This is a genomic window from Mycobacterium sp. NPDC051804, assembly GCF_044452905.1.
GTDB lineage: Bacteria > Actinomycetota > Actinomycetes > Mycobacteriales > Mycobacteriaceae > Mycobacterium.
Window position 1 is genome coordinate 98,155 of sequence record NZ_JBITCD010000008.1, and the last position, 12,283, is coordinate 110,437.

The window sequence follows — 12,283 nt, forward strand, 5'->3', positions numbered from 1 at the left end:
CCGTTTCCGGATGAGTAGGACTACTCGTCGAGCCCGTGTTCGATCGCGTATCGGGCCAATTCGACTCGGTTCGCCACCTGGAGCTTGCGGAACGTGGCCTGCACATGGTTCTCGACGGTCCGGTGGCTCAACGACAGGCGAGTGGCGATCTGTTTCGCGGTCAGCCCCTTCGCGACGTGCCGCAGAATCTCGGTCTCGCGCTCAGTGAGGCTGGGGGTGGCAGGACCGGCTTCCGGGCTCGCCGCGATGCGCCGGTACTCGCCGAGAACCAGGCCCGCCAATCCCGGCGTGAAGACCGCTCGTCCTTCGGCGGTGGCCCGCACCGCGTCGCCGAGTTCCTGCTTCGACGCACTCTTCACGAGATAGCCTGTCGCGCCGGCCTTTACCGCCTCCAGTACGTCTTCGCGTTCGTCGGACGCCGAGAGCACCAGGATCCGCGACGACGGCGAGACCGCGAGCACCTCCGCGGTCGCCTGCGCCCCGTCACCGTCGGAGAGTCGCATGTCCATTACGACGACATTCGGTACGACCACAGCCGCCCGCCGCCTCGCCGCCGCCACACCATCCGCGGTGGCGACCACGGTGAATCCGTCCTCGGCGAGATCGCGGGCCACCGCGTCCCGCCAGATCGGATGGTCGTCGACCACCATCACCGTCGGGGTACTGTCAGCTCCCATTCCGTCCCACATCCCGGCGCAGTGGTGAGCTTCGCACTTCCACCGAGCCAATCCATCCGTCCGACAATCGATTTAGCTACCCCGACGCGGCCTTCACCAACCGCCTCGTCCAGTCTGCCCTCAGCAATCCCGACGCCGTCGTCGCGGATGCTAACCGTTACCGTGTCACCCAAGTCCTCAAGCAAAACGTAGGCGCGCGCCTCCGCGCCGGCGTGGGCCGCGACGTTTTCCAGCGCGTTCACGGCCGCTGCGTACAGCTCGCCCGCCGTGGCCGTATCTAGCAACACCGGGTCGGCTGGCACACTCACCGACACCAGGTCCGAGGCCCGTTCACGCAACAGCGCGCCAACGTCGGTCTTCTCTCCCGCCGGGATGCCGGTGTCCGCCGAGCTGACGAGCCGCCGCAGGGCGCGCTCCTGCTCCCCCGCCAACTCCGCCAATTCGGCAGTCGCTCCGCCGATTTCGCGGCCCCTCCGGGACACCAGCGCCAGCACCTGGATGGCGCCGTCGTGTACCTGGCGCGACAACCTCTCCCGCTCCTGGTGCGAGGCGGCCAGTCGCGCCGCCTGTTCGAGTTCGGCGTGCGCGCGCCGCGCGGTCTGTGCTGCCATGCCGACCGCCAGTCCGACGGCGAGTTCGATGACGATCGTTGCGTTGCGGCCGAGGTCGTAGTTGATGAAGCCCTTCACAATGGTGCTCGCGATCATCACCGCCACCCCGGCCAACATGCCGGCGATCGGCCCGGACAGGATGGCGGCCGAGATCGTGGCGTTCGTCGCCCACAAGGTCGTCGGCCACGACTGGTTGTCGAACGCCCACTGGTCGGAGGCGATGAACTCGGTGGTCAGGATCAGCGTGACGACGACGACGATCTCCGCGGCCACCCATGTCGCGCGTCTGCCGAACCCGCGGAGATAGGCGAACGCGCACAATGCGCTCCACGCGAGCAGCACCGCGAACAGCGTCCACCCAATTGCCGGACGCTCGAGTTCGCCATTGACGGCGATCTGAAAGCCGAGTGCGTAGATGCAACTCAGCAGACGGAACACTTGAGCCGCCCGCCACAGCGGCGTGGCCGGATCCGGTTGGCTCGCCGTCATCGGCCCTACAGCACCTTTGACAGGAACGCCTTCGTCCGTTCGTGTTGCGGGTTGCTCAGCACCTCACGCGGCGGTCCGCTTTCCACCACCACACCGCCGTCCATGAACACCAAGTGATTCGCCACCTCACGGGCGAATCCCATCTCGTGGGTCACCACCACCATCGTCATGCCCTCGGCGGCAAGCTTTTTCATCACCTCGAGGACCTCGCCCACCAATTCCGGATCCAGCGCTGAGGTCGGCTCATCGAACAACATCAACTTGGGGCTCATCGCCAAGGCGCGGGCAATCGCCACCCGCTGCTGCTGACCACCCGACAGCTGAGCCGGGTACGCCTCGGCCTTCGCCGACAATCCGACTTGGTCCAGCAGGTCTTTCGCCCTGGCCACGGCGGCGTCCTTCTTGACGCCCTTGACGTGGATGGGCGCCTCGATGATGTTCTCCAGCGCGGTGCGGTGCGGGAAAAGGTTGAAGTGCTGGAACACCATTCCGATCTCGCGGCGCTGTTTGGCGGCGTCGCGGGGCGACATCTCGTGCAGCTTCCCGCCGCGTTCCTTGTAGCCGATCAGTTCACCGTCGACGTACAGTCGCCCGGCATTGACCTGCTCGAGATGGTTGATACAACGAAGGAAGGTCGACTTGCCCGACCCCGACGGGCCGACCATGCACAGCACCTCGCCTTTGCCGATCTCGAGCGTGATGCCCTTCAGAACATCCAGCGCGCCAAAGCTTTTGCAGACCGATTCGGCCTTGACCATGGGTGTCACGGGGCAGCTCCTACGTCGCCGACTCCCTGCGCCTTGGCCAGCGCTTCGAGTTGTCTGGTGGTCAACTTGCGCGACGCGCCGCGGGCGAAGTACCGCTCCAGGTAGTACTGCCCGACCATCAGCACGCTCGTAGCGATCAGATACCAGAACGCGGCGACCAGAAGCAGCGGCACCGGTTCGAACTCGCGCGCCGCGATCTCGCGCGATGTGATGCCGTACAGGTCGAGGGTGAACGGTACGGCGGTCACCAGCGACGTGGTTTTCAGCATGCTGATGACCTGGTTGCCGGTCGGCGGAATGATCACCCGCATGGCCTGCGGCAGTACTGTCCGCCACATCGCCATGCCCCACGACATGCCCAGCGCCGTGGAAGCTTCGAATTGCCCTTCGGGCACGGAAGTGATTCCCGCGCGGATGATTTCGGCCATGTAGGCGCCCTCGTTGATCGCCAAACCGAGAATCGCCAGCATGAACGGAATCGACAACGCCTGCACGTTCAGCTCGAAGAAGGTCGGCCCGAACGGGACACCGAGCTGAATCTTCTGATAGATCACCGGGATCAAGCCCCAGAAGACGAGCTGCACGTAGATCGGTGTGCCGCGGAAGATCCACAGATATACCCAGGACACCGCTTTGAAGATCGGGTTGTCCGACAGCCGCATCACCGCGATGACGACCCCGAGGATGATTCCCAGCACCATCGAATAGACAGTCAGCTGCAAGGTGTTGACCAGGCCGACCGTCAGCACCCGCTCGTTGAAAACGTACTTGGCGAATATGTGCCAGCGATATGCGGGATTCGTGGCCGCGCCGTAGAGGAACAGTGCGACGAGAACGATGATGACGACCGCCGCCACCCACCGCCACGGATGACGCAGCGGGACAGCATCGATGGCGGCCGGAGCGGCAGGTGGCGACGTGTCGACATCAGTCATTTCGAATGCCCCACTAGTTGATTGCGCCGTTGATCACCGGCTTGTCGATCATCCCGTTCTCAACGCCCCAGTTCTTCGCGATCTCCTCGTACTTACCCGACTCGATCAGATGCTCGAGCGCCTTCTGCAGGGACTGCGCCAGCGGCGAACCCTTCTGAACCGGCCAGCCGTAGGGCGCGGAGTCGAAGATCTCGCCGGCGGCCTCTAGCTTGCCGTTGCTCTGCTTGATCGCGTACGACGTCACCGGCGAGTCGGCGGACATCGCGTCCACCTGTCCTAACACCACGGCGTTCGTCGCGGCGTCCTGGCCATCGAAAGACACGATCTCGATGGGCGGCTTGCCCGCGTCGACGCAGGCCTTGCTCTTGGCGGGCAACTCCTCGGTCTCCTCGGTCGTAGTAGCTTGCACCGCAACCTTCTTGCCGCACGCGTTGTTTGGATCGATCGGCGATCCGGGCCGCTGGGCCCAGAGAATGCCCGCGCTGAAATAGGTCACGAAGTCGACCGATTGCTCGCGCTCCTTGGTGTCGGTGAAGGACGACATGCCGACGTTGTACGTGCCGCCCTGAATCGACGGGATGATCTTGGCGAAGTCGGATTCGCGGTACTCCGCCGTCAGGCCCAGCGTGCCCGCGATCGCATTCATCAGGTCGACGTCGAAGCCGACAATCTTGCCGCTGGGATCCTTGAATTCGTTCGGCGCGTAGGGAATGTTGACGCCGACGATCAGCTTTCCGGACTCTTTGATCGCCTCTGGCACGGTATTCGCGATCTCATCGACCTTGTCGGCCGTGGCCGTGGGGCTGCCGGTCGTATTTTCGCTCGTATTGGTACCGCTCGCGCACCCCGAGAGGAGCAGCGCGCCCGTCGCAGCAAACACACCTGCGATGCGCAGGAGTTTCCCTCGGCGGTCTTGACATTCACGTAGCACGGTTCCCTCTACTTTCTGCCTCGTTGATCCAGCGGGAAGCGCCGGTAGGGGAACAGTAGTAGAGACGTACGCAGGCGGCAGGGGAACACGAACGGCCAACGAATTCCGAAGTGCTGGAATGACACGTTTTGCACACGGAAAGGGGAATATTCGCGCTTTGGTATTGCCGTTGTGGGAAACTTCGCGCATGGAAAGTCCTGCTCAACCAAGCATGTTGCCGCACCTTTGGAAGTCGGCACTGGCCACCGGAATCCTGGTGCTCATCCTCGGCGTGCTGGTCCTCTGGCGTCCCGCCGCGGCGATCTTCGTCACCGCCATTTTCTTCGCCGCCTATCTTCTTGTCACCGGCATCTCGCAAGTTGTCATGGCGTTCAGTCTCAAGTCGTCGCTCGGCGGCAGACTCCTGTTGTTCATCGGCGGCGCGGCGGCTCTGGTGTTGGCCGTGCTCTGCCTGATCAATTTCTCGAACTCGATCGAGTTGCTCGCCATCTGGATCGGCATCGGCTTCATCTTCCGCGGCGTCGCGACGTTGATGTCGGCAGTCTCCGACCCGACCCTGCCCGGACGCGTCTGGGAAATCTTCGTCGGCGTGCTGGGCTTGATCGCCGGCATCATCATGTTCGCGTGGCCGATGGAGGGTTTGGTCGCCGTCACCCAGGTCACCGGCATCATCCTGATTTTCCTCGGCGCGGCCGAGATTGGCACCGCGTTCGCCATCCGCAAAGCCTCCAAGGGGCTTGGCGGCGCGGCGCCTACACCTACGACAGAAGCGCCGGTGAGCTAACGCACACTGATTTCTACTACGCTCTGTCGTAGGCTTGGGGAACAGCCACGGGAGAGGTTCATATGGACGCACTCGACGTGTCGCGGTGGCAGTTCGGAACGACCACCGTGTACCACTTCATCCTCGTCCCCCTCACCATTGGACTGGCTCCGCTCATCGCCGCCATGCAGACGGCGTGGGTCGTCACCGGCAACCCCGCGTGGTACCGGCTGACCCGGTTCTTCGGCAAGCTGTTCCTGATCAATTTCGCGCTCGGCGTCGCCACCGGCATAGTGCAGGAATTCCAATTCGGGATGAACTGGAGTGAATACTCCCGCTTCGTCGGCGACATCTTCGGCGCACCGCTGGCGTTCGAAGGTCTGATCGCGTTCTTCTTCGAATCGACGTTCATCGGGCTGTGGATCTTCGGCTGGACCCGACTGCCGCGTCTCGTCCACCTCGCGTGCATCTGGATCGTCGCGTTCGCGGTCAATGCGTCGGCCTACTTCATCATTGCGGCCAACTCGTTCATGCAGCATCCCGTTGGCGCCAAATACAATCCGGAGACCGGACGCGCAGAACTCGTCGACTTCGGCGCACTGCTGACCAACAACACGGCGATCTGGGCGTTCCTGCACGCGGTAGCCGGAGCGTTCCTCACCGCGGCCGTTTTCGTCGCGGCGGTGAGCGCCTGGCTCATGGTGCGCTCCCACAAGCGTGCGGAAGAAACCGAAGAGGCACGCACCATGTACCGCCCCGCGACGATCGCAGGCAGCCTGGTCGCGCTCGTGGCTGCCGGCGGCTTGTTCTTCACCGGCGACTTCCAGGGCAAGCTGATGTTCGTCCAGCAACCCATGAAGATGGCGTCGGCAGAATCGTTGTGTCACACCGAAACCGACCCGGACTTCTCGATCCTGACGGTCGGAACCCACAACAACTGCGATAGCGTCACGCACCTCATCGAGGTGCCCTACGTGCTGCCCTTCCTCGCGGAATCCACGTTCAGCGGTGTCACCCTGCAGGGCGTCAACGATCTGCAGCGGTCCTACGAGCAGAAGTTCGGCCCCGGCGACTACCGGCCGAACCTGTTCGTGACCTACTGGGCGTTCCGGGCCATGATCGGGCTCCTGCTCGTGCCGGTCGCCTTTGCGCTCGCCGCACTGTGGTTGACACGTCGCGGCCGCATACCTGACCAACGATGGTTCAGCTGGTTCGCCTTGATCACGCTGCCCACGCCGTTTCTGGCCAACTCGGCGGGATGGATCTTCACCGAGATGGGCAGGCAGCCCTGGGTGGTGGTGCCTAATCCGACGGGCGATCAGTTGGTGCGAATGACCGTGCAGGAAGGCGTATCCGGCCACGCGGCGGGCATGGTAATGCTCTCACTCACCGTGTTCACGTTGCTGTACGGCGTGCTCGGCGTGATCTGGTTCTGGTTGATCCGCCGGTATGTGATCGAGGGTCCGCTGGAGCACGACTCCGAGCCCGTACCGCCACCCGCACCGGACGACGAGGACGTCGCTCCCCTGTCCTTTGCGTACTAGGAGGTTGTGATGGGCCTGCAAGAGATGTGGTTCTTCATCATCGCCGTGCTTTTCGGAGGCTTCGTTCTCCTCGAAGGATTCGACTTCGGGGTCGGCATGCTGATGGCGCCGTTCGGAAGAGCAGGTAAGGCCAGCGGCGCGGATCCGGAACAACGCAGGCGTGCCGCGCTGAACACCATCGGCCCGGTGTGGGATGCCAATGAGGTCTGGCTGATCACCGCGGGCGCAGCCATGTTCGCAGCGTTCCCCAACTGGTACGCCACGATGTTCTCCGCGCTCTATCTCCCCTTGCTGGCCATCCTGGTCGGGATGATCGTGCGGGTCGTCGGCATCGAATGGCGCGGCAAGATCGACGATCCGCGTTGGCGCTCGTGGGCGGACGCCGGTATCGCGGCCGGATCCTTTCTGCCCGCCATCCTGTGGGGTGTTGCATTCGCGATTCTGGTGCGGGGTCTGCCGATCGATGCCGACGGCCAGGCGCATCTGGCCATCGGCGATGTGCTCAACGCCTACACGATTCTCGGCGGTCTCGCGACGGCGTCACTGTTCGCGTTCTACGGTGCGGTGTTCGTGGCACTGAAGACCGCAGGGCCGGTGCGCGACGACGCATTCCGCTTCGCCCGCGCGTTGTCCTTGCCCGCCATCGTGTTCGCAGGCGGGTTCGGGTTGTGGACGCAACTGGCGCATGGACGAACCTGGACGTGGCTGCCGTTGGGCATCGCCGTGGTCGCGCTGCTGACGGCGGTGGCGCTGATGCTGACCCGCCGCCGTGAAGGCTGGGCCTTCGCATCGACGATGGTGGTCGTCGCCTCCGTCGTGGTGCTGCTGTTCGGCTCCATGTATCCGAACCTGTTGCCGTCCACGCTGAATCCCGACTGGAACGTGACGATCTACAACGGCTCGTCGACCCCCTACACGCTGGCAATCATGTCGTGGGCATCGCTGACGCTGCTGCCGCTGGTGCTCGGATACCAGGGGTGGACGTACTGGGTCTTCCGTCGCAGGATCACCGCCGATGGCATTCCGGCCTCGATTGGATTGTCACGGCAACGCGCGTGAAGGGCCCCGTCGACCCGCGCCTGTGGCGCGCATCAACAGCGATGCGCCGCTTCCTCGTGTCGTCGGCCACATGCGGCGTGCTGATCGCCGGGGCCACGATCGCCTCCGCAGTGGTGCTGGCCGACATCGTGTCCCGGGTGATCACCGACCCGGAGGCGCGCAGCCTCAGCCGGCTGGCGGCGCCACTGTCGATTCTGGTGCTGCTGTGGGCATTCCGGACGCTTGTCACCTGGCAGCAAGGTCGGCTCGCCCAGCGCGGGGCAAGCGAGGTGATCGCCGACCTCAGCCGTTCGGTGTTGACGGCGACGACGTCCTTGCCGCCCCGGCAACTCGCGCAGCGTCGCGACGACGCCGCGATTCTCGTCACCCGCGGTCTGGACGGCGTGCGGCTGTACTTCACGGCGTACCTGCCGGCATTGCTCGTCGCCGTGATCCTGACCCCTGCCACCGTCGCCGTGATCGCTTTCTACGACTGGCGATCCGCGGTTATCGTCGCGATCGCGCTACCGCTCATTCCGATCTTCATGGTGTTGATCGGCCTCACCACCTCCGAGCGCTCGGCCGCGGCGCTTCGGGCGATGGCCACGTTACAGTCGCGCCTGCTGGATCTGGTAGCCGGCCTGCCAACGCTGCGCGCCCTTCGCCGGGTGGGTGATTCCGCGACGCGGATTGCCGAACTGGGTGCCGCTCATCGGCGTTCGACGATGGCGACGTTACGCATGGCGTTCCTTTCCTCCCTCGTACTTGAATTGCTGGCCACACTCGGCGTCGCACTCGTCGCGGTGAGTGTCGGCCTGCGGCTGGTTTACGGCGATATGACCTTGACCGCGGGTCTCACGGCACTGCTGCTGGCGCCAGAGGTGTTCTGGCCACTGCGCCGCGTGGGCGCGGCGTATCACGCCGCACAGGACGGAAAGACAGCCGCCGACAACACCTTCCGTCTGGTAAACGTGCTGCGGTCGCCCGAGAACGGGTCCCGCCACGTGACGGCTACAGGCGCCAGCATCGACATCACGGCACTCGATGCCGCCGTCGAGCCCGGTCAAGTGACCGTCATCGCCGGGCTCAACGGGGCTGGCAAGACCACGCTGCTGCAGGCCATCCTGGGTCTCAACGAACCGACGTCAGGCCGGATACGCGTCGGCGGCATCGACGTGGCCGACCTGGACCTGCCCGCGTGGTGGGCACAGGTCGCCTGGCTGGCGCATCGTCCCGCCATCATTCCCGGCACGGTGCGGCAGAATCTGGAACTCTTCGGGCCGCTCGACGATATCGAGACCGCCTGTCGTACGGCATGTTTTGACGAGGTCCTCGTCGCGCTGCCCGACGGCCTGGACACCACGCTGGGCAGCGGCGGGGTCGGCCTTTCGCTCGGTCAGCGACAGCGGCTCGGACTGGCTCGCGTACTCGGATCGTCTGCTCCCATCCTGCTTCTCGACGAACCGACCGCTCACCTCGACGCCGCGACCGAACTCCGGGTACTGGATGCCATCACCGCGCGCGCGGCCTCCGGTGCGACAGTGATCGTCGTCGGCCACCGGACACCGGTGCTGGCCATCGGCGATCGCGTCCTGCACGTCGGGAGCCTCGTCGATGTTTGACCTGCTGCGCCCGCGCCTGCCCCGGCTGCTGTTGGCCATCCTGTTCGGAGTGCTGTCGCTCGGCAGTGCGCTGGCCCTGGCCGGTGTCGCGGCCTGGCTGATCACCAGGGCCTGGCAGATGCCCCCGGTGCTACACCTGACGGTGGCGGTCGTCGCGGTCCGCGCACTCGGCATCTCGCGGGGCGTGCTGGGCTACTGCGAACGGCTGGCCTCGCACGACACCGCCCTTCGGGCCGCCGCCGACGTACGGGAACGGCTGTACGCGCGGCTCGCGGCCGGCCCTGCCGACGCGGTGATGCGGCGACACACCGGTCAGTTGGTCAGTGACATCGGCACGTCGGTCGACGAGTTGTCCGATGTGCTCGTGCGCGCGGTGGTCCCGATTTCGGTGGCGGTCGTCCTCGGGACCGCCGCCACCGTCGCCATCGCGGTCATCTCTCCCGCGGCCGCCCTGGTGCTGGTGTTGTGCCTGCTGATCGCGGGTGTCGTCGCACCCGCGCTGGCCGCCCGGGCTGCGGTGGCTGCTGAACAGCTTGCCGCACAACACCGTTCACAGCGCGATACGGCTGCGATGATCGCGCTCGAACATGCACCTGAGCTTCGCGTCAGCGGACGCCTCGACGAGCTACTCGCCGACGCCGACCGGCAGCAACGAGATTGGGGCCACGCGATCGATCGGGCCGCGGCACCTGCAGCAATCGCGTCCGCGGCACCGATCGCGGCAATCGGCGCCAGCGTATTGGGTGCCGTCATATGCGGCATCGCGCTGGCGCCCACCGTCGCGCCGACGACCCTCGCGATACTGATGCTGTTGCCGCTGTCCGCTTTTGAGGCGACGACAGCGCTGCCCGGTGCCGGTGTCCAGCTGGCGCGTTCGAAGGTCGCCGCACGGCGGCTCCGCTTGCTGACCGACCCGGCCAGCGATGACGCGCGTCGACCCACGGTCCCGGCGATCGACCTCGAACCCGGTTCCAGGCTCGCGGTGACCGGGGCGAGCGGCTCAGGTAAGACGACGCTATTGATGAACCTCGCGGGCCTGCTGCTCGAAGAAACTCCAACGGAGAGCGCGTTCTTTGCCGAGGACGCGCACGTGTTCGCGACGACCGTTCGCGACAACCTCCTCGTCGCCCGGGGCGACGCCGCCGACGACGAGCTGCGCGATGTCCTCTATCGGGTCGGTCTGCGCGACTGGCTCGACGCGCTACCCGACGGGCTGTCGACCGTCCTCGTCGGCGGCGCCGCAGCCGTGTCGGCCGGACAACGCAGGAGACTGCTGCTGGCCCGCGCGCTGATCTCGACCGTGCCTACCGTGCTGCTCGACGAGCCGACCGAACACCTCGACGCCGTCGACGGCGAACGCTTTCTCGTCGAACTCCTCACGCCCGGCGGCCTCTTCCCGGCCAAGCGCACCGTCGTCGTCGCCACCCATCACCTGCCGGCCGACTTTGTGTGTCCGACCGTGAACCTCCGAGCCTGCGAGTAACCTCACACACCATGAGCGAGCCGGACAAACCCGAGACGCCACCCCCGCCGCCACCCGATACGCCACCGGCGCCGCCGCCCGCGGCGCCGCCCCCGCCGGCTGGGCCGCCGCCGTCGTACGGGGTGTATCCCGGAAGTTATCCGCCGCCACCACAGCAGGCGCCGTACGGCGGGTACGGACCGCCGCCGTCCACACCCCAAAACGGTTTGGGGATCGCGGCGTTGGTGACCGCCATCATCTCGCTGCTGACGGTCGTCGGCGGCGTCGTACTCGGCGTTGTCGCAGTGATTCTCGGTTTCCTCGGGTGGGGCAAGGCCAAGCGCGGGCAGGCGACCAACGGTGGCGTCGCCATCGCCGGAATCGTGCTCGGATTCCTCAGCATCATCGAGGCCATCGCCGTAATCGGGCTGTTCATATGGGGATTCGGCGAAGTCGGCGGCACCGACCTCGTCGACTGCCTCTCCCGGGCCGGCAACGACCTGGCGGCCCAACAGCAGTGCCAGGATCAGTTCACCCAGAACCTCGAGGACGAGTTCTCGATGACCATCACCACTCCGACGCCTTAGCGCGGGAAGTGCTTGACGATGCCCTCCTGCACCACGGTCGCCAGCAACTGACCCGACCGGTCGAAGAAATGCCCGGTGCCGAGGCCCCGTGAATCGGCGGCGACCGGCGAGGTCGTCGAGTACAACACCCACTCGTCGAACCGCACCGGGCGGTGAAACCACACCGAGTGATTGGTGGTCACGGCGAAAATGCGGTCGAACCCCCAGGACAGACCGTGGGTAGTGATGATCGAGTCCAGCACCGTGGTGTCCGACGCGTACGCCAGCGCCGCGGCGTGCAGTGCGGGATCGTCGGGCATCTGTCCCTGGGCCTTCATCCAGACCCGGTTGAAGGTGAGCTTCTCCCCCTTGGAGCGCATCACCCAGGTCGGGTCGTTGGTGTAGCGCCAGTCGATCGGCCGCAAGGCGTTGACGAAATGCGGAACGACGTCTTCGTATCCGCGCAGCAGATCGTCGACCGGTGGAACCGACAGCGGCTCCGGCAACTCAGGCGGCTCGATGCCGTGCTCCAGACTGCGGCCACCGGCCAAGTACGACACCATCGCGCTGGTCAGCAACACGCCGTCCTGCATGACGTCGACTCTGCGGTTGGCGAAGCGACGCTCGTCGCGCAGCCGCGCGACGTGGAACTCTAGGTCCCTCTCCGGATCACCGCCGGCGATGAAGTGCACCGACAGCGCGCTCGGCGGTAGGTCGTACTTGAGGCTGCGCGTCGCTGCGACCAGCGACTGCGCCATCATCTGGCCGCCGAAGGTGCGCACCGGGTTCTTGCTCGGGTGCGAGCCGACGTAGGTGTCGTCGTCGGTCTGGCGGAGGTCCAGTATCGCCAGCAGCTCATCCAAGTCTGCCGACACTGA

General features: G+C 65.5%; 12 protein-coding genes. 6 read left to right on the top strand and 6 right to left on the bottom strand.

Going from position 1 to position 12,283, the window contains the following annotated elements:
* Positions 1-20: 20 nt before the first annotated feature.
* From ACIA48_RS29355 to ACIA48_RS29375, 5 genes are read right to left on the bottom strand one after another with little or no spacing between them, the layout of a single operon-like run.
* Entirely contained in the window at positions 21-677 is a 657-nt protein-coding gene (locus tag ACIA48_RS29355) for a response regulator (RefSeq protein ID WP_396739698.1), read from the bottom strand.
* The gene (gene macS / locus ACIA48_RS29360; protein ID WP_396739699.1) at positions 650-1,777 is read right to left on the bottom strand and encodes a MacS family sensor histidine kinase; all 1,128 of its coding nucleotides are present in this window, start codon (positions 1,775-1,777) and stop codon (positions 650-652) included. Before macS ends, ACIA48_RS29355 begins: the two co-directional genes overlap by 28 nt.
* Before the next feature lie 5 nt (positions 1,778-1,782).
* Entirely contained in the window at positions 1,783-2,535 is a 753-nt protein-coding gene (locus ACIA48_RS29365) for an amino acid ABC transporter ATP-binding protein (protein ID WP_396739904.1), read from the bottom strand.
* A gap of 5 nt (positions 2,536-2,540) precedes the next feature.
* Positions 2,541-3,479: an amino acid ABC transporter permease gene (locus ACIA48_RS29370; RefSeq protein WP_396739701.1), complete on the bottom strand. Its 939-nt coding sequence runs from the start codon at positions 3,477-3,479 to the stop codon at positions 2,541-2,543.
* A 13-nt stretch (positions 3,480-3,492) separates the two neighbouring features.
* The gene (locus ACIA48_RS29375; RefSeq protein ID WP_396739703.1) at positions 3,493-4,410 is read right to left on the bottom strand and encodes an ABC transporter substrate-binding protein; all 918 of its coding nucleotides are present in this window, start codon (positions 4,408-4,410) and stop codon (positions 3,493-3,495) included.
* A 187-nt stretch (positions 4,411-4,597) separates the two neighbouring features.
* Between ACIA48_RS29375 and ACIA48_RS29380 the strand changes: the two genes are divergently transcribed.
* From ACIA48_RS29380 to ACIA48_RS29405, 6 genes are all read left to right on the top strand, one after another.
* Positions 4,598-5,194: an HdeD family acid-resistance protein gene (locus ACIA48_RS29380; RefSeq protein WP_396739705.1), complete on the top strand. Its 597-nt coding sequence runs from the start codon at positions 4,598-4,600 to the stop codon at positions 5,192-5,194.
* Between the two features lie 62 nt (positions 5,195-5,256).
* Positions 5,257-6,717, top strand: a complete 1,461-nt coding sequence (locus tag ACIA48_RS29385; protein ID WP_396739707.1) for a cytochrome ubiquinol oxidase subunit I — start codon at positions 5,257-5,259, stop codon at positions 6,715-6,717.
* A gap of 9 nt (positions 6,718-6,726) precedes the next feature.
* Complete coding sequence (cydB, locus tag ACIA48_RS29390; protein WP_396739709.1) at positions 6,727-7,776, top strand: cytochrome d ubiquinol oxidase subunit II; 1,050 nt, start codon at positions 6,727-6,729, stop codon at positions 7,774-7,776.
* Positions 7,777-7,817: 41 nt separating this feature from the next.
* Positions 7,818-9,377: a thiol reductant ABC exporter subunit CydD gene (gene cydD / locus ACIA48_RS29395; RefSeq protein ID WP_396739906.1), complete on the top strand. Its 1,560-nt coding sequence runs from the start codon at positions 7,818-7,820 to the stop codon at positions 9,375-9,377.
* A complete protein-coding gene (locus tag ACIA48_RS29400) occupies positions 9,370-10,860 on the top strand; it encodes an ATP-binding cassette domain-containing protein (RefSeq protein WP_396739711.1) in 1,491 nt (496 codons plus the stop codon). Before cydD ends, ACIA48_RS29400 begins: the two co-directional genes overlap by 8 nt.
* Positions 10,861-10,871: 11 nt before the next feature.
* Positions 10,872-11,426, top strand: coding sequence for a DUF4190 domain-containing protein (locus ACIA48_RS29405; RefSeq protein WP_396739712.1), 555 nt, complete (start codon positions 10,872-10,874; stop codon positions 11,424-11,426).
* Here ACIA48_RS29405 and ACIA48_RS29410 read toward each other — a convergent pair.
* Positions 11,423-12,280: an acyl-CoA thioesterase domain-containing protein gene (locus ACIA48_RS29410; protein ID WP_396739714.1), complete on the bottom strand. Its 858-nt coding sequence runs from the start codon at positions 12,278-12,280 to the stop codon at positions 11,423-11,425. The two genes, ACIA48_RS29405 and ACIA48_RS29410, sit on opposite strands and share 4 nt — an antisense overlap.
* Between the last annotated feature and the right edge of the window lie 3 nt (positions 12,281-12,283).

Bases quoted from the DNA above. Each gene is read 5' to 3' on its own strand.
- ACIA48_RS29355 (WP_396739698.1), bottom strand. From the start codon at position 677: ATGGGAGCTGACAGTACCCCGACGGTGATGGTGGTCGACGACCATCCG.
- ACIA48_RS29405 (WP_396739712.1), top strand. From the start codon at position 10,872: ATGAGCGAGCCGGACAAACCCGAGACGCCACCCCCGCCGCCACCCGAT.
- cydD (WP_396739906.1), top strand. From the start codon at position 7,818: ATGCGCCGCTTCCTCGTGTCGTCGGCCACATGCGGCGTGCTGATCGCC.
- ACIA48_RS29400 (WP_396739711.1), top strand. From the start codon at position 9,370: ATGTTTGACCTGCTGCGCCCGCGCCTGCCCCGGCTGCTGTTGGCCATC.
- ACIA48_RS29370 (WP_396739701.1), bottom strand. From the start codon at position 3,479: ATGACTGATGTCGACACGTCGCCACCTGCCGCTCCGGCCGCCATCGAT.
- macS (WP_396739699.1), bottom strand. From the start codon at position 1,777: ATGACGGCGAGCCAACCGGATCCGGCCACGCCGCTGTGGCGGGCGGCT.
- cydB (WP_396739709.1), top strand. From the start codon at position 6,727: ATGGGCCTGCAAGAGATGTGGTTCTTCATCATCGCCGTGCTTTTCGGA.
- ACIA48_RS29380 (WP_396739705.1), top strand. From the start codon at position 4,598: ATGGAAAGTCCTGCTCAACCAAGCATGTTGCCGCACCTTTGGAAGTCG.
- ACIA48_RS29365 (WP_396739904.1), bottom strand. From the start codon at position 2,535: ATGGTCAAGGCCGAATCGGTCTGCAAAAGCTTTGGCGCGCTGGATGTT.
- ACIA48_RS29385 (WP_396739707.1), top strand. From the start codon at position 5,257: ATGGACGCACTCGACGTGTCGCGGTGGCAGTTCGGAACGACCACCGTG.